The sequence below is a fragment of the Saccharopolyspora sp. NPDC050389 genome (assembly GCF_040655595.1).
Classification (GTDB): Bacteria; Actinomycetota; Actinomycetes; order Mycobacteriales; family Pseudonocardiaceae; genus Saccharopolyspora.
Map to the genome: position 1 here is coordinate 1 of NZ_JBFAKG010000098.1, position 13,210 is coordinate 13,210.

Annotated in this window: 18 protein-coding genes; 9 read left to right on the forward strand and 9 right to left on the reverse strand. The window is 68.5% G+C overall.

All coding sequences use genetic code 11. The annotated features are described in order from the left end of the window. The 4 genes from AB0I53_RS40660 to AB0I53_RS40675 form a co-directional block, all read right to left on the reverse strand. A partial coding sequence (locus AB0I53_RS40660) for a MerR family transcriptional regulator (RefSeq protein ID WP_358614383.1) occupies positions 1 to 524 on the reverse strand: 524 nt, incomplete at its 3' end. A 179-nt stretch (positions 525 to 703) separates the two neighbouring features. Continuing rightward, complete coding sequence (locus AB0I53_RS40665; protein ID WP_358614415.1) at positions 704 to 1,573, reverse strand: IS5 family transposase; 870 nt, start codon at positions 1,571 to 1,573, stop codon at positions 704 to 706. A gap of 125 nt (positions 1,574 to 1,698) precedes the next feature. Next, positions 1,699 to 1,953: a DUF397 domain-containing protein gene (locus tag AB0I53_RS40670; RefSeq protein WP_358614384.1), complete on the reverse strand. Its 255-nt coding sequence runs from the start codon at positions 1,951 to 1,953 to the stop codon at positions 1,699 to 1,701. After that, a complete protein-coding gene (locus AB0I53_RS40675; RefSeq protein WP_358614385.1) occupies positions 1,950 to 2,804 on the reverse strand; it encodes a helix-turn-helix transcriptional regulator in 855 nt (284 codons plus the stop codon). Before AB0I53_RS40675 ends, AB0I53_RS40670 begins: the two co-directional genes overlap by 4 nt. 122 nt (positions 2,805 to 2,926) lie before the next feature. On the opposite strand from AB0I53_RS40675, the gene AB0I53_RS40680 reads away from it, so the two are divergent. The 3 genes from AB0I53_RS40680 to AB0I53_RS40690 are packed head-to-tail and all read left to right on the forward strand — an operon-like array spanning position 2,927 to position 3,661. Beyond that, positions 2,927 to 3,175: a zinc finger protein gene (locus tag AB0I53_RS40680; protein WP_358614386.1), complete on the forward strand. Its 249-nt coding sequence runs from the start codon at positions 2,927 to 2,929 to the stop codon at positions 3,173 to 3,175. Then, complete coding sequence (locus tag AB0I53_RS40685) at positions 3,165 to 3,368, forward strand: hypothetical protein (protein WP_358614387.1); 204 nt, start codon at positions 3,165 to 3,167, stop codon at positions 3,366 to 3,368. Before AB0I53_RS40680 ends, AB0I53_RS40685 begins: the two co-directional genes overlap by 11 nt. Then, positions 3,368 to 3,661, forward strand: a complete 294-nt coding sequence (locus AB0I53_RS40690; protein WP_358614388.1) for a hypothetical protein — start codon at positions 3,368 to 3,370, stop codon at positions 3,659 to 3,661. The genes AB0I53_RS40685 and AB0I53_RS40690 overlap by 1 nt, the downstream gene beginning before the upstream one ends. 334 nt (positions 3,662 to 3,995) lie before the next feature. On the opposite strand, the gene AB0I53_RS40695 is transcribed toward AB0I53_RS40690, so the two are convergent. Beyond that, positions 3,996 to 4,658, reverse strand: coding sequence for a permease prefix domain 1-containing protein (locus AB0I53_RS40695; protein WP_358614389.1), 663 nt, complete (start codon positions 4,656 to 4,658; stop codon positions 3,996 to 3,998). Next, positions 4,655 to 4,987: a helix-turn-helix transcriptional regulator gene (locus tag AB0I53_RS40700; RefSeq protein ID WP_358614390.1), complete on the reverse strand. Its 333-nt coding sequence runs from the start codon at positions 4,985 to 4,987 to the stop codon at positions 4,655 to 4,657. Before AB0I53_RS40700 ends, AB0I53_RS40695 begins: the two co-directional genes overlap by 4 nt. A 79-nt stretch (positions 4,988 to 5,066) precedes the next feature. Here AB0I53_RS40700 and AB0I53_RS40705 point away from each other — a divergent pair, with 79 nt between their 5' ends. Then, on the forward strand, positions 5,067 to 5,510 hold the full coding sequence (locus AB0I53_RS40705; RefSeq protein ID WP_358614391.1) for a DUF2269 family protein: 444 nt from the start codon (positions 5,067 to 5,069) through the stop codon (positions 5,508 to 5,510). Then, positions 5,507 to 5,770 (forward strand): hypothetical protein, encoded by a 264-nt coding sequence (locus AB0I53_RS40710; protein WP_358614392.1) that lies wholly within the window; start codon positions 5,507 to 5,509, stop codon positions 5,768 to 5,770. The genes AB0I53_RS40705 and AB0I53_RS40710 overlap by 4 nt, the downstream gene beginning before the upstream one ends. Positions 5,771 to 5,946: 176 nt before the next feature. Here AB0I53_RS40710 and AB0I53_RS40715 read toward each other — a convergent pair whose 3' ends face one another. Genes AB0I53_RS40715 through AB0I53_RS40725 form a run of 3 tightly spaced genes read right to left on the reverse strand, consistent with a single transcriptional unit; the run spans position 5,947 to position 8,000 of the window. Then, complete coding sequence (locus AB0I53_RS40715; RefSeq protein ID WP_358614393.1) at positions 5,947 to 6,123, reverse strand: hypothetical protein; 177 nt, start codon at positions 6,121 to 6,123, stop codon at positions 5,947 to 5,949. Between the two features lie 43 nt (positions 6,124 to 6,166). Beyond that, complete coding sequence (locus AB0I53_RS40720) at positions 6,167 to 6,790, reverse strand: nitroreductase family protein (protein WP_358614394.1); 624 nt, start codon at positions 6,788 to 6,790, stop codon at positions 6,167 to 6,169. A gap of 55 nt (positions 6,791 to 6,845) precedes the next feature. Continuing rightward, positions 6,846 to 8,000 carry a hypothetical protein gene (locus AB0I53_RS40725; RefSeq protein WP_358614395.1) on the reverse strand — a complete coding sequence of 385 codons (1,155 nt, stop codon included), beginning with the start codon at positions 7,998 to 8,000 and terminating at the stop codon, positions 6,846 to 6,848. A 362-nt stretch (positions 8,001 to 8,362) separates the two neighbouring features. Here AB0I53_RS40725 and AB0I53_RS40730 point away from each other — a divergent pair, with 362 nt between their 5' ends. From AB0I53_RS40730 to AB0I53_RS40745, 4 genes are all read left to right on the forward strand, one after another. Further along, positions 8,363 to 9,628: an aspartate kinase gene (locus AB0I53_RS40730; protein ID WP_358614396.1), complete on the forward strand. Its 1,266-nt coding sequence runs from the start codon at positions 8,363 to 8,365 to the stop codon at positions 9,626 to 9,628. After that, positions 9,628 to 10,680 (forward strand): aspartate-semialdehyde dehydrogenase, encoded by a 1,053-nt coding sequence (locus AB0I53_RS40735; RefSeq protein ID WP_358614397.1) that lies wholly within the window; start codon positions 9,628 to 9,630, stop codon positions 10,678 to 10,680. Before AB0I53_RS40730 ends, AB0I53_RS40735 begins: the two co-directional genes overlap by 1 nt. 342 nt (positions 10,681 to 11,022) lie before the next feature. Then, a complete protein-coding gene (locus AB0I53_RS40740; protein WP_358614398.1) occupies positions 11,023 to 12,498 on the forward strand; it encodes a gluconokinase in 1,476 nt (491 codons plus the stop codon). Between the two features lie 133 nt (positions 12,499 to 12,631). Next, complete coding sequence (locus AB0I53_RS40745) at positions 12,632 to 13,129, forward strand: Fur family transcriptional regulator (RefSeq protein ID WP_358614399.1); 498 nt, start codon at positions 12,632 to 12,634, stop codon at positions 13,127 to 13,129. The last annotated feature ends 81 nt before the right edge of the window (positions 13,130 to 13,210 follow it).

The following is a 13,210-nucleotide window of genomic DNA, read 5'->3' on the forward strand; positions in this document are numbered from 1 at the left end:
ACGACGAAGCGGGTGGCCTGGACGGCCGCGCCGAGCGGGCCGAAGATCCGCTCAGTGACCAGCAGACTGTCCAGGTCCGCCTGACGCAGGGAGCCCTCGGGCAGGCTCTTGAGGCGTTCGGTGACGAAGTCGGAGAGCAGGCCCATCCGGCTGCCTTCGGTGCGCATCCGCTGCACGGCGGTCCGTTGCCGCCGCAATTCCGCCTCCTGCTCGGCGAGGGTTTCCGCCAACCGCTCCAGGATGCCCTCGATATCTTCTCCGCTGTCCGCACCGGCGGAAGCCGTGCCGGTGGTAAAGGCGTCACGGATGTCGTCCAGGGCGATCCCGGCGTCGGCCATCTTGCGAATCCACAGCAAGCGGATCATGTCCTCGTACCCGTAGCGGCGGCGGTCATCGCCGCCCCGCTCAGGCTCGGGGAGCAGGCCGATCTCGTGGTAATGGCGTATCGCCCGTGGCGTGCTGCCGGCGAAGGCCGCCGCGTCACCGATCTTGACCTGGCGGGGTGGCATGAAAGACGAATGCATGAGCAGGGACCTTTCCTCAAGGGATCGGGACGTAAGTCCACCGGACCACATGCCGCTACGGAAGGTGCAACCCCATGCACACCGCTCCGCGCCAATGCCAGGAAATGCGCCCTTCCTCCGTAATGACCGCAGGGCCGTCCTTTCCTGCTGGGGCATCCGCACGACGGCAGGCTGAGGGTTCACAGCCACTGATGAATCGCCGCGACCTGAACCGTCGCCTCGAACCGAACCGCAAGTTTGTCGAACCGGGTCGCCACGGCCCGGTGCTGCTTGAGACGGCTGATCCCGCATTCGACCGCGTGCCGGGCCTTGTAGTCCTCGCGGTCGAAGAAGGGCGGACGGCCACCGCCACGTCCGCTGCGCCCGCGGTTGCGGACCTGATCGACCGGCTCAGGAATCGTGCACCTGATGCCACGTCTGCGCAGGTAGGCGCGATTCGCGCGTGAAGAGTACGCCTTATCGCCTCGCACCCGCAGCGGGCGGCTTCTCGGCCGACCGACACCAGGCCGGGGCACCCCAATCGCGTTCAGGACCGGCTCGAACTGCGGACTGTCACCGCGCTGCCCGGCGGTGATCAGCAGCGACAACGGCTTCTGTCCCTGCTCACACGCCAGATGAATCTTCGTGGTGAACCCGCCTCGCGACCTGCCCAGTCCATGGTCTTCAGGTTCGGCGCTCACTCCGCCTGGCGGTTCCTTCTGCACAGCACCGCGCCGGCGGGCACCGGCAGCATGCTGGTGTGCCCGGCAGATGGTGGAGTCGACATTGACCTCCCAGAAGATCAGCCCGGCCGCATCAGCCCTCGCCTGCAACAACGTCAGCAGCCGGGCCCACACACCCCGACGCTGCCATCTCCGGAACAGTCCATACACCGTCTGCCACGGTCCGTACTCGAACGGCAGGTCCCGCCACGGAACTCCGGTCCGAACCCGCCACCGCACACCGTCTACCAGCCGCCGACAGCAAGGCCACCTGCGACTTATGCCCACCGCAGGCAGCAACGACTCCAGCACCGACCACTGCTCATCAGAAAGATCCCCTCGCCCCACATCTTGATCATCATCGTGCAGGGCGCGCACAGGAAGCCGCACCTAAAACACGGCCTAGGCGAGAGGCTCGTGAGTGTTCAATCCGGTTCTTACCGGCTTGAACACTCACGAGCCCAAGCCGCACGTCAACGCTCGAATCGGCCGGTCTTGACGGCAACGACGAAGTCGGCCCACTGAGCGGGACTGGCCACGAAGAACCCGCCATCCCGATCCTTCGTATCCCGAACCGCGGCCCCGCCGGATAACGCACCGACCTCGACGCAGTCAGCAGATGACTGGCTGCGGCTCGACTTCCGCCAGTTGGTCACCCGTCCGACTTCGACGCAGTCGCCGGTGTTCTGGCTGTAGCTCGACTTACGCCAGTTGATCACTCTCGTCATCGCTCGGCCTCCAAGTCGTTGCGAATCTCGGCGATGAGCTTCTTGGATCCCGCGTGACTCAGCGCCGCCTTGAACACCATATCCGCTGCTTGACGATAGATTTCGACATCTTCCGGTTCGTGCAGGTATAGGCCCGATCTGCGGTTTTCCAGCTGTACGACCGGCGGGGCTTCTTCCGATTCGATCAGGATGAACAGGCCCTCCAGTGCGGGATGCCAGCCGCTTGCGAACGGCACAACCCGCAGGTCCACGTTCTGCAGCTCTGACATGAGCAGCAGATGGTCCATCTGATCGGCCATTACGTTCGGCCCGCCAAGGACTTGCCGCAGAGCGGCTTCGCCGATCGCGACGGCGAGGCGTACAGGACTCTCCTGGCGCGTGATCGCCTCACGTCTTCCGGCGCGAACGGCGATTCGGGTTTCGATCTCATCTAGCGGCACACCGCCGCCAGTCATGATCGCTCGAACGTAGGCCGTGGTTTGGAGCAACCCAGGAATGAGCAGAGGCGCGGTTTGTGTGATAGCCGTGGCAGTTCGCTCGAATTCCAAGAGCGCGGCGAGCTGTTGGCGTTGCTCGGGGAGGCTGACGGCAAGCCAGTTCGGAGCGCCGGTATTACGCGTCATGTCGATGATCTCGTCGTACTGTTCGCCTGTCACGCCCAGCGTTGTCAGAATCCGTGCCACATCAGCTGGTTTCGGGAAACGATCGCCGGTTTCCCAGCGGGAGAGAGACCCGGGCGCGCACTCGATCTGGCTTGCTAGCTGTCGCAGCTTCCAGCCGTGTTCTTCGCGTGCGCTGCGGAGTGCGGCTCCTAGGGTACGCGCCTTGGGGGTCCGAGTGTTTCCAGGCATGCAACGAAGAATATGCCTCGCAGCAGGGTTTGAGCATCACTCGAAGAGGTAGTTGCCGAACAAAGTTTCCGTTGGTTTTCGTGATTCCGGAAACAATGAAGACAACGTCCTGGGGATGCTCGATGTATCCGTTCCACTGGGTTCCTGCGGAGGGGCGGCGGCACGCGAGCCTGGATTCCCGTCCTGGCGTCGGTTATCCGACCGGCATGGAGGTTTCGACGTTGTGCGAGCAGCGGTTGCTGGCGGAAGACTCGGAGCTGGGCTGGCTGTGGTCCACCTGCGGCGACTGCAACGCCGAAGCGCACCGCATCGCCGGAACTCGCGCGGACGCCAACGGCTTCCAGGTGACGTCACCGGGCCATGGGCGCTGAGAACGAGGGCCTCGCCGTGCTGCTGCGGCGAACCCAGTGGCTGCTCGACGACCTCGCCTTCCAGGTCGGCGCAGGTCACCGCGACGCCGACGACTTCGAGGCCATCGCCGCCGCCCTCGACGAAGTCTCCCTGCTCCTCAGGGAAAAGTCCCCGACCACCACCAACGCGGAAGGACCCGCCGAATTCTCGTAATGCTCCCGACCATCGCCGTAATCGTCGCCGCCCCGGTGCTCTTCCTCCTCGCGATGCACTGGAAGACATACCGCCCGCAACACGCCGGAGGAAGCGAAGGGGCCCTGACGGTCTGGCAACTGATAGCCAACGTCGAAGCCGAGCGACAACAACGGGCCCAACCAGGCCGCCACCACCTCCGCGAGCCGGCACCCGACGACGAGCTGGACCAAGACTCCACATCGGACACTCAGATCTCCGCTCCACCGCAGGAGATCCAACGAAGAATCCTCGAAGCCCTCCACCGCCTCTGAAAAGCCCCGAGACCACGGGCCCGGAAGCCGACGCGCCCCCGACCTCCGGCGCCGGGCCCCTGCGGGCCGGTCGGTGCGACCCCCTCCCCGCGCACCGACCGGCCACCCCGCTCCCAAGAAGCCGGACAAGGCTCGTGAGTGTTTTGGACTGCTATAACGCTCCAAACCACTCACGACCCCACCTGCGCTGCGTGCGCCGAAACCGTGTGTGGTTTGTGCTGCTATAGCGACAAAAAACACACACGGGAACTACGAGACCTCAAGTAGCACCGCGTTTGTGCTGATGTTCGATCATCGCGCCATCATTCAGGTTCCGGCCCATCTGATCGCTGATCTAGGTGCGTGCGGCGAGCTCGCCGATCGGCAGGCGGGCGCATTCGCGGCAGGCCCGGGCCGAAGCCGCCAGCAGCGCGTGCGATGCGACCGTGAACCCGCCGGCGAGCAGAACCAGCGGCCAGGCGGTCGCCAAGGGCAAGGCGATGGCGAGCGTGAGCCCGGCGAACGGCATGGCCACGCTGGCGGTCGTGCCCGCCCAGCCGACCAGCAGCGGAAGCCGGTCCGGCACGGGCAGCCAGCGGGCGAGCGGCCCGGTCGCGGCCAGGGTCGCCGCCGCGAGCACCCCGGCGGCCGCCGCGACCGCGGTCAGCACCTGGACCGCGTGCGGCAGCTGCCAGCCCTGGATGTGACTGGCCGTCCAGATCGCGTACCAGCAGACGATCAGGAACCCGACGGTGACGATGAGCGCTCGGGCGGTGTGCCGGGTCTGGGCGATGGTCAGCTCCTGCTGGCAGCTCGGCACGAGCTCGTCGGGCGTGCCGAACTCGCGCACCGCCTGCTCGACGGCCTGCCGATACGGCAGCCCTTCTGCGGTTTGCGCCGCCACCGCGTCCACCAGGCCGTCGCGGATCTCGCCGACCAGCCGGGATTTCGCCCGCGCCGGGCCGTGCAGGGCGGTCGCCAGCTCGGCCGCGTAGTCCTCGATCGGATCGGCGTTCATGCGGTGCCCCGAGACGGGTTGAGAACGGCGCCGATCGTGGCCGTGAACTCGTTCCAGGCCGTCCGCGCCTTGGCCAGGTTGCCCCGCCCGGCGTCGGTGAGCCGGTAGCAGCGCCGGCGTCGTTCGCCGATGGATTCCCAGCTGCTGCGCAGCAATCCGAGCCGTTCCAGCCGGTTCAGCGCCGGGTAGATCGTCCCGGTGCGCAGTTCCAGCGCGCCGCCGCTGCGCTGCTGCACCTCGGTGATGATCGCGTAGCCGTGCAGCGGCCCGTGCTCGAGCACGGCCAGCAGCAGCCCGTCCAGATGTCCTCGCACCGCATCGGCCCTCATGGGTTGGCAGCCTACACAGGCGTGTATATATTGCCAATCAACATGTCGACAAGCTACATATCTGGCTGAGAGGTCTGCGGTGACCAAGCTGTTGCTGTCCATCCACGTCCTCGCGGCGATGCTGGTGATCGGGCCGATCACCGTGGCCGCCTCGATCTTCCCGCGCTACGCCAAGCAAGCGGCCGACTCCGAGCGCGCCGCCGGAATCGCCAAGCTGCTGCACCGGATCTGCCGCGGCTACGCCGTCGCGGGCATCGCCATCCCGGTCTTCGGCCTCGCGACCGGAGCCCAGCTCGGCGTCCTCACCGATCCCTGGCTGATCATTTCGATCGTGCTGACGGCGATCGCCGCGGTCATCCTGGTGATGGCGATCCTGCCCGCCCAACGGCGAATGCTCGGCTCGGCCGAAGACCTGGGCGCCACGGCGACCCGGCTGGCGATGCTCACCGGCATCTTCAACGTGCTCTGGGTGATCGTCGTCGTGCTCATGATCGTTCGCCCCGGCTCGACGACGGGAGCATGACGGCCGTGCTGATGCTGCGAATCGCGGCCGGAGTCGAGGCCGCCTCGCTCGCGATGCTGCTGCTCAACCTGTTCACCGTGCACATTTCCGCGATCACGTCGCTCGGCGGCCCGGTCCACGGCATGGCCTACCTCGTCACCATCGTGGCCACCTTCCTCGTCCCGGCCTCGCCGAGCGCGCGCTGGCTCGCCGTCATCCCGGGAATCGGCGGCCTGCTCGCCGTGCGACGAATCCGACGCACCGACACCCACCGGCGTTGACGAGCGCCACCATCGCGGCCAACCGAGTGCGGTGCGGTCGGAGTCGGGGCCTCAGCCGTGTTGGGTCGCGGCTTCGGCGCAGGAGCGGCGGAGTGCGTCGAGGAATCGGCTCGGGTTGTCCCGCCGCCTGGTTGACCGGTCTCGCAGGGGCTCAGCGTTCTTGGGGGCCGCAATGATTACTCGCTATGGCAACCCACTTCGGCGAGCCGGACCTCGCGTGTGTCGACCGGCGGCAGCGGGCCGGTCACGCCGAGGATCGGGAAGAGGACGCCGAACAGCCCCACCAGCAGCGATCCGAGTCCGACGGCGGCTTCCAGGATCCGGTTGTCGATCCGCGTCCACGTGCTTTCCATGCGCACCACCATTCCGGCCATACGACCCGGGAAGGGGATGTGCTCAGAACAGCGGCTCGCCCCAGGTGTCGGTGAAGACCAGCTCGGACAGCGGCTTGCGGATGCGCGTGCGCAGTTCCTTCTCCTGCAGCCGCTCCGGCATGCCCGCCAGGGTGCCCAGGCCGCCGACCGCGATCGCGATCACCGGCTCGAACTTGGCCGGCACGCCGAACTCGGCGCGCGCGGCGTCCCGATCGAGCCCGGCCATCTGGTGCGCGTAAAGGCCCTCCGCGACGGCCTGCAGCACGAGGTTCTGCGCCGCCAGCGCCAGCCCGTACTCGCCGTAGGGCATCGGCTCGCCGTCCTCGTCGACCACCCGCGCGACGCCGATCGCCAGCGCCGCCGCGTTGCTGGTCCAGCCCTTGTTGCCGCGCGACAACGTGCCGTGGATCCGGTCGAAGGTCGCCTCGCCCCGGCGCGCGGCGATGAACCGCGCGGGCTGCGTGTTGCCCCACGAAGGCGCCCACCTGGCCGCCTCGAACAGCGCCGTGAACTGCCGATCGCTGATCGTCGTGGCCGGGTCCAGCGCGCGCGGGCTCCACCGCTCCGCCAGCAGCGGGTGCAACGGCACCGACGTATCGGCGGGTTTGCTCGCCGGAACCTCGACGGTGTACTCCTCGGCAGTCACGAGCACCTCCTGGATCGCTGCTGGCGAGTCTGTCCGCCGCCCGCGCCGATGTCCATCAGATCGCGTACTGCCACGCCGTCAGCGAGTAGGCGCCGAACCACGACCCGAAGAACACCAGCAGCACCGCGGTGGTCACCGCCGTCGTCCGCCGACGCCGCGCCAACCCCATTGCAACCGGGATGAGCAGCGGGAACGCCGGCAACATCAGGCGGACCTTGGAGTACATCAAGCCGTCCGAGCCCAGATCCAGCACCACCACCGCCGCCGCGAACGCCACCAGCGGCCACGGCATCCGCTGCCGCATGCACAGCACCAGCAGTACCAGCGCGGCCAGCACGATCCACACCGTGAACGTCTCCAGCACCGACTTGTCCGTGGTCAGCGCCTCGACCATGAACTTGAAGGTGGCCAGCCCGCCGTCGAACGCCGACGACCAGCCCCGCTGCTGGAGCGCGAAGTAGCCGGTGAGGCTGTTCGTCTGCAGCCCGACCCAACCGATGTAGAGCAGCATCCCGGCCGGCGCGAGCACGATGGCCAGCCACGGCCGCCAGGTGTCCCGGCGGCGCACGATGGCCACCAGCGCGGCCAGCCCGACGACCCCGATCAGCGCGGCGGCCGTCGGCCGCACCAGCCCGGCGCCGGCGCAGCACAGCCCGGCGAGCAGCCAGTTCCGCTCGACGACCCCGATCATCGCCCAGATCGCCAACGCGCAGAACAGCGCCTCGGAGTACGCCATCGACAGCACCACGGACATCGGCGCCGCCGCGAACAGCACGACCAGCAGCAACCCGACGACGTGCGAGCCGCCGACCCGACGCCCCAACCGGGCCAGCCCGTACGCGGCCGCCACGCCGCAGCCCAGGCTCGCGGTGATCGCCGCACCGGTGATGCTGACGCCGGGGATCAGGGAAAACGCCGTGATCAACGCCGGATAGCCGGGGAAGAACGCCATCGGCGTCTCGGGATAGCGGTTCCCGAAGCCGTCGACCATGCTCGGATCGACGCCGGCGTAGCCGTTCGCCGCGATCTCCAGGTACCAGTGGCCGTCCCAGGCCTGCAGGTTGTCGACCAGCGCCTCGTCGTTCGCGGCCGACAGCCACGCCAGCACCAGCAATCCGACCAGCCGGATTGCGAGGTAAACCACAGCAGGGGCAAAAGCGACGATCATCCGGCGCTGCCGCGGCGAGCCCCAGCGCGGCCGGTCTGACATCCCCGAGTCCGGTTGTTTCCGCAGCGTAGCCGCTGTGTTTCCAACATCACCCAGAGGTGGATCGATCGCTCCTGGAGGGGTGGACAACCCGGTCCTCCGCTCTTGTCGACAATCGCGCCCCACAGGGTAGTGGCGGCATTTGGGATTGGGGTCGGGCGGTACCGGTTCGGTAGGCTAGTCCGGCAGCGGAGCGACCTGGTAGGAGGCCGTTTCGGCCCGGTGGGCCGACGCTGTCACCTGCCCGGTCGCGGGGCCCTCCGGCCCGCCACGCGGTGTGCCGGGGTGCTCCTTCGTCCACTCGGTGTCAGTGCGGGGACAACCCGCGCCCGGGACGACCGCACGGTCGAGGAGGTTTGTTTCACGTGGCGCTCGTCGTCCAGAAGTACGGCGGTTCCTCACTCGAAAGTGCTGATCGCATCAAACGGGTAGCCGAACGCATCGTGGAGACCCGCAAGGCGGGCAACGATGTGGTCGTCGTGTGCTCTGCGATGGGCGACACCACCGATGAGCTGCTCGACCTCGCCAAGCAGGTCAACCCGGCTCCGCCCGAGCGGGAACTCGACATGCTGCTGACCGCCGGAGAGCGGATCTCCAACGCGCTCGTCGCGATGGCGATCGAGTCGCTCGGCGCGGAGGCCCGCTCGTTCTCCGGCTCCCAGGCCGGTGTGATCACGACCTCGGCGCACCAGAACGCGCGGATCATCGACGTCAGCCCGGGCCGGGTGCAGGAGGCGCTGGAGCAGGGCCAGGTCGTCCTGGTCGCCGGCTTCCAGGGCGTCTCCCAGGACACCAAGGACATCACGACTCTCGGCCGCGGCGGCTCGGACACCACGTCGGTCGCGGTGGCCGCCGCGATGAACGCCGACGTGTGCGAGATCTACACCGACGTCGACGGCGTGTACACGGCCGATCCGCGCATCGTGCCCAACGCCAAGCACCTCGAGCGCATCACCTACGAGGAGATGCTGGAGATGGCGGCGACCGGCGCGAAGGTGCTGCACCTGCGCGCCGTCGAGTACGCCCGCCGCTACGGCGTGCCGTTGCACGTCCGCTCTTCCTACTCACCCAAGCCCGGAACGATCGTGTCCGGCTCAGTGGAGGATCTTTCCGTGGAACAGGCGATGATCACCGGCGTCTCGCACGACCGGTCGGAGGCGAAGGTCACCGTGCGCGGTGTGCCCGACAACCCGGGTGTCGCGGGGCGGATCTTCCGCGTGGTCGCCGACGCCGAGATCGACATCGACATGGTGCTGCAGAACGTCTCCAGCACCGCTTCCGGGCTGACCGACATCACCTTCACGGTGGCGCGCAGCAACGGCGAGGTGGCCGTCACCGAGCTGGAGAAGATCAAGAACGAGGTCGGCTTCGAGCAGGTCGTCTACGACGACCAGGTCGGCAAGGTCTCGCTGGTCGGCGCCGGGATGCGGTCGCACCCGGGCGTCACCGCGACGTTCTGCGAGGCGCTGTCCAACGCCGGGGTGAACATCGACATCATCAACACCTCGGAGATCCGGATCTCGGTGCTGATCCGCGACACCCAGCTCGACGACGCGGTGCGCGCGCTGCACGACGCGTTCGAGCTCGGTAGCGACGAAGAAGCCGTGGTTTACGCGGGGAGTGGTCGCTGATGGCTCCGACGCTGGCAATCGTGGGTGCCACCGGCGCGGTCGGCACCGTCATGATCGACATCATCAACAACCGCGAGTCGGTGCCGTGGGGCGAGATCCGGCTGATCGCCTCGGCCCGGTCCGCGGGCAAGAAGATCACCGTGCGCGGCCAGGAGCTCACCGTCGTGGAGCTCGCGCCGGAGGCGTTCGACGGTGTGGACATCGCGCTGTTCGACGTGCCGGACGAGGTATCCGCGCAGTGGGCGCCGGTGGCCGCCGAGCGCGGCGCCGTCGCGGTGGACAACTCGGGCGCGTTCCGGATGGATCCCGACGTGCCGCTGGTGGTGCCCGAGGTCAACGCCGAGAAGGTGCACGAGCGCCCGAAGGGGATCATCGCGAACCCCAACTGCACGACGCTGTCGATGATGGCCGCGCTGGGCGCGCTGCACCGCGAGTTCGGCCTCCGCGAGCTGGTCGTCTCGTCCTACCAGGCCGCTTCCGGTGCTGGTCAGGAAGGCATCGACCGGCTGTACGCGGAGATCGCGGCGGTGGCGGGCAAGGGCGTCGGCCAGCGGGCCGGCGACGTCGCCGAGGCGCTGGCCGCGGCCGGGCTGCCGGAGGAGACGCCGTTCAAGGCTCCGCTGGCGCTCAACGTGGTGCCGTGGGCCGGTTCGCGCAAGGACGACGGCTGGACCTCCGAGGAGCTGAAGGTCCGCAACGAGTCCCGCAAGATCCTCGGCATCTCGGACCTGAAGGTCTCCGCGACCTGCGTGCGGGTGCCGGTGGTGACCACGCACTCGCTGGCGGTGCACGCGACCTTCGAGCGCGAGGTGACCATCGAGCAGGCGCACCGCGTGTTCGAGGCGCAGCCGACGATCGTCCTGCAGGACGACCACGACAACGGCGTGTTCCCGACGCCGGCCGGCGTGGTCGGCGGTGACCCGACGTACGTGGGCCGGGTCCGGCAGGCGCTGGACTTCCCGAACACGCTGGACTTCTTCGTCTGCGGAGACAACCTCCGCAAGGGCGCGGCGCTCAACACCTACGAGATCGCCGAAACCCTCGCGAAGTAAGCCCCACGGGCTCGAAAAGGGCGCCTTCCTCCTGGTAAACGGGAGAGGGCGCCCTTTTGTGATATCGGTTCATTCGAACGTGTGTTTGCGCCTAATTCTCCTTGAACACCGGAAACGGCGCCCGCCACAGTGGACCCATGAACATCATCTCCTGGCCCGATCACCTGTTGACCCTGGACGAATTCATGGCGCTGCCGGAGGACAAGTCGCGCCACTGCGAACTTGCCGGACGGAGTGCCGATCGGTGGCTGTGCGTATCGGGCTCGATTCGCTCGGTTTGCGTCCGCGCGGGGCCGCGACCTGAGCCGCCAGATGGCGGCATTCGGCGGTTAGGTTGGGGGCATGAGTCATGCTCCGGTCGTCCTCGGAATCGATCTCGGTACCACCGCGACGAAGGTCGTCGCGGCGGGCAGCGACGCTCGCGTGCTGCACCAGACCGAGCGCGGGTATCCGCTGCGCACCGAGGAGCCCGGGGAGGCGACGCAGGACGCCGTCCAGGTCCGGGACGCGGCGATCGAGGCGCTGGCCGAGTGCGTGGCCTGGGCGAAGGAGCACGGCCACCCGGTCGCGGCGTTGTCGTTCAGCACCTCGATGCACACGGTCGTCGGGCTCGACTCGGCCGGCGAACCGGCCACGCCGTCGTTCAACTGGGCCGACACCCAGGCGGCAGAGGTCGCGGCGCGGCTGCGGTCCGACTGGGACACCGCGTCGGCCCTGCACCGGGCCACCGGGACTCCGGTGCACACCCAGTCGGTCATGGTGAAGCTGGCGTGGTTGACCGGAAGTCGCCCCGACCTGACGCGTGACGTGGTGCGGTGGTGCGCGCTGAAGGACTTCGTCGCCGCCGGCTTCGTGGGCGAGTTCGTCACCGAGTACTCGCTGAGCTCGGGCAGCGGCCTGCAGGACATGACGACGCTGCGGTGGCACGAGCCGGCGCTGGAGGTCGCGGGCGTCCGCGCCGACCAGTTGCCGGAGATCCACGCTCCGACCGACACGATGCCGCTGAAACCGCAGGTGGCCAAGGCTGTTGGCCTGCCGGAAGGGCTGCCGGTGGTGCTCGGCGGCGGGGACGGCCCGCTGGCGAACCTCGGCGTCGGGGCGGTCAGCCCCGGTGTCGCCGCGCTGTCGCTCGGCACCAGCGGGGCGCTGCGGGTGACGCGCGATCGGCCGGGCGTCGACGACCGGTGCCGGACGTTCAGCTACGCGATGGGCGACGGGCTCTGGGTGATCGGCGGTGCCGTGAGCAACGGCGCGGTGGTCGCCCAGTGGGCCTCGGAGACCTTCGGAGTCGACGTCGCGGACCTGCTCGGCGAGGCCGCCGCGGTGCCGGCGGGGGCGAACGGGTTGATGGCCCTGCCGTACCTGCTCGGCGAGCGGGCCCCGTGGTGGGAGCCGGGCCTGACCGGCTCGTTCGTGGGGCTGCGGCACTCGCACGGTCGCGCCGAGATGACGCGTGCCGTGGTCGAGGGCGTAGCGCAGCAGCTCGCGCTGGTGCGGGACGCGGTGGTCGATTCCGGAGCGGAGGTGCGTGCGGTGCGCGCCACCGGCGGCGGCTTCCGCAGCGCGTTGTGGGCCGATGCCATCGCCGCGGCGCTCGACATCGACCTGGAGCTGGCCGAGGGCAGCGGCGGTTCCGGGCTCGGCGCGGTGCTGCTGGGGTGGCGGGCGCTTGGCGAGTTCGATTCGCTGGAGCGCGCCGCCGAGCTGGTGACGCCGGAGGGCAAGGTCTCGCCGGAAACGGCGGCGGCCCGGGAGATGGCCCGCCGCCGACCGCTGGTCGAGCAGCTGCACGCGACGCTCCGCGACTTCGAGCTCTGAACCGACGCCAGTCAGGCGCTCGAGCGGTTGGGCCAAGCGGTCGCAGCTGGTGAGCTGAGTGCAGCAATCCGGTGCGGCAATCGGGCTTCTCGTTGGTTCATACCAATTTTTCGATGGCATACTGGGCCTCGCTATGACCCTCAGCGCGGCCAATGGCAACCACGTCACCAGCGCGGACGACCCGCGCGAGCGGCTGCGCGCCGCCGGACTGCGGGTCACCAAGCCACGACTCGCCGTGCTGCGGTGGCTGGCCGGCCACCCGCACGCGACGGCCGACCAGGTGGCGGCCGCGGTGCGTCGGCAGCTGGGTTCGGTGTCCACGCAGGCCGTGTACGACGTGCTCAACGCCTGCGGCAACGTCGGGCTGTTGCGACGGATCGAGCCCGCCGGTCACCCGGCGCGCTTCGAAACCCGGACCGCCGACAACCACCACCACCTGGTGTGCCGCAGTTGCGGCCGGACCGAGGACGTGGACTGCGTCCACGGCGCGGCCCCGTGCCTGGCGCCGTCGTCCACGTCGGGCTACGAGGTGGACGAAGCGGAAGTCGTGTTCTGGGGCTACTGCCCCGACTGCCGATCCTCGGCGACCGTGCCAGAGGATCCCGGCCACCCCGACGAGGAACGATCATGACTTCGGCATGACGGGTATCTCCGCCGCCAACGACTCTCCGCACGGGACCTGAATCGGGTTCACGAGTGATCCGACCGGGGC

Bases quoted from the DNA above. Each gene is read 5' to 3' on its own strand.
- AB0I53_RS40670 (WP_358614384.1), bottom strand. From the start codon at position 1,953: ATGACGAGAGTGATCAACTGGCGTAAGTCGAGCTACAGCCAGAACACC.
- AB0I53_RS40675 (WP_358614385.1), bottom strand. From the start codon at position 2,804: ATGCCTGGAAACACTCGGACCCCCAAGGCGCGTACCCTAGGAGCCGCA.
- AB0I53_RS40680 (WP_358614386.1), top strand. From the start codon at position 2,927: ATGTATCCGTTCCACTGGGTTCCTGCGGAGGGGCGGCGGCACGCGAGC.
- AB0I53_RS40685 (WP_358614387.1), top strand. From the start codon at position 3,165: ATGGGCGCTGAGAACGAGGGCCTCGCCGTGCTGCTGCGGCGAACCCAG.
- AB0I53_RS40690 (WP_358614388.1), top strand. From the start codon at position 3,368: ATGCTCCCGACCATCGCCGTAATCGTCGCCGCCCCGGTGCTCTTCCTC.
- AB0I53_RS40695 (WP_358614389.1), bottom strand. From the start codon at position 4,658: ATGAACGCCGATCCGATCGAGGACTACGCGGCCGAGCTGGCGACCGCC.
- AB0I53_RS40700 (WP_358614390.1), bottom strand. From the start codon at position 4,987: ATGAGGGCCGATGCGGTGCGAGGACATCTGGACGGGCTGCTGCTGGCC.
- AB0I53_RS40710 (WP_358614392.1), top strand. From the start codon at position 5,507: ATGACGGCCGTGCTGATGCTGCGAATCGCGGCCGGAGTCGAGGCCGCC.
- AB0I53_RS40715 (WP_358614393.1), bottom strand. From the start codon at position 6,123: ATGGAAAGCACGTGGACGCGGATCGACAACCGGATCCTGGAAGCCGCC.
- AB0I53_RS40725 (WP_358614395.1), bottom strand. From the start codon at position 8,000: ATGTCAGACCGGCCGCGCTGGGGCTCGCCGCGGCAGCGCCGGATGATC.
- AB0I53_RS40735 (WP_358614397.1), top strand. From the start codon at position 9,628: ATGGCTCCGACGCTGGCAATCGTGGGTGCCACCGGCGCGGTCGGCACC.
- AB0I53_RS40740 (WP_358614398.1), top strand. From the start codon at position 11,023: ATGAGTCATGCTCCGGTCGTCCTCGGAATCGATCTCGGTACCACCGCG.
- AB0I53_RS40745 (WP_358614399.1), top strand. From the start codon at position 12,632: ATGACCCTCAGCGCGGCCAATGGCAACCACGTCACCAGCGCGGACGAC.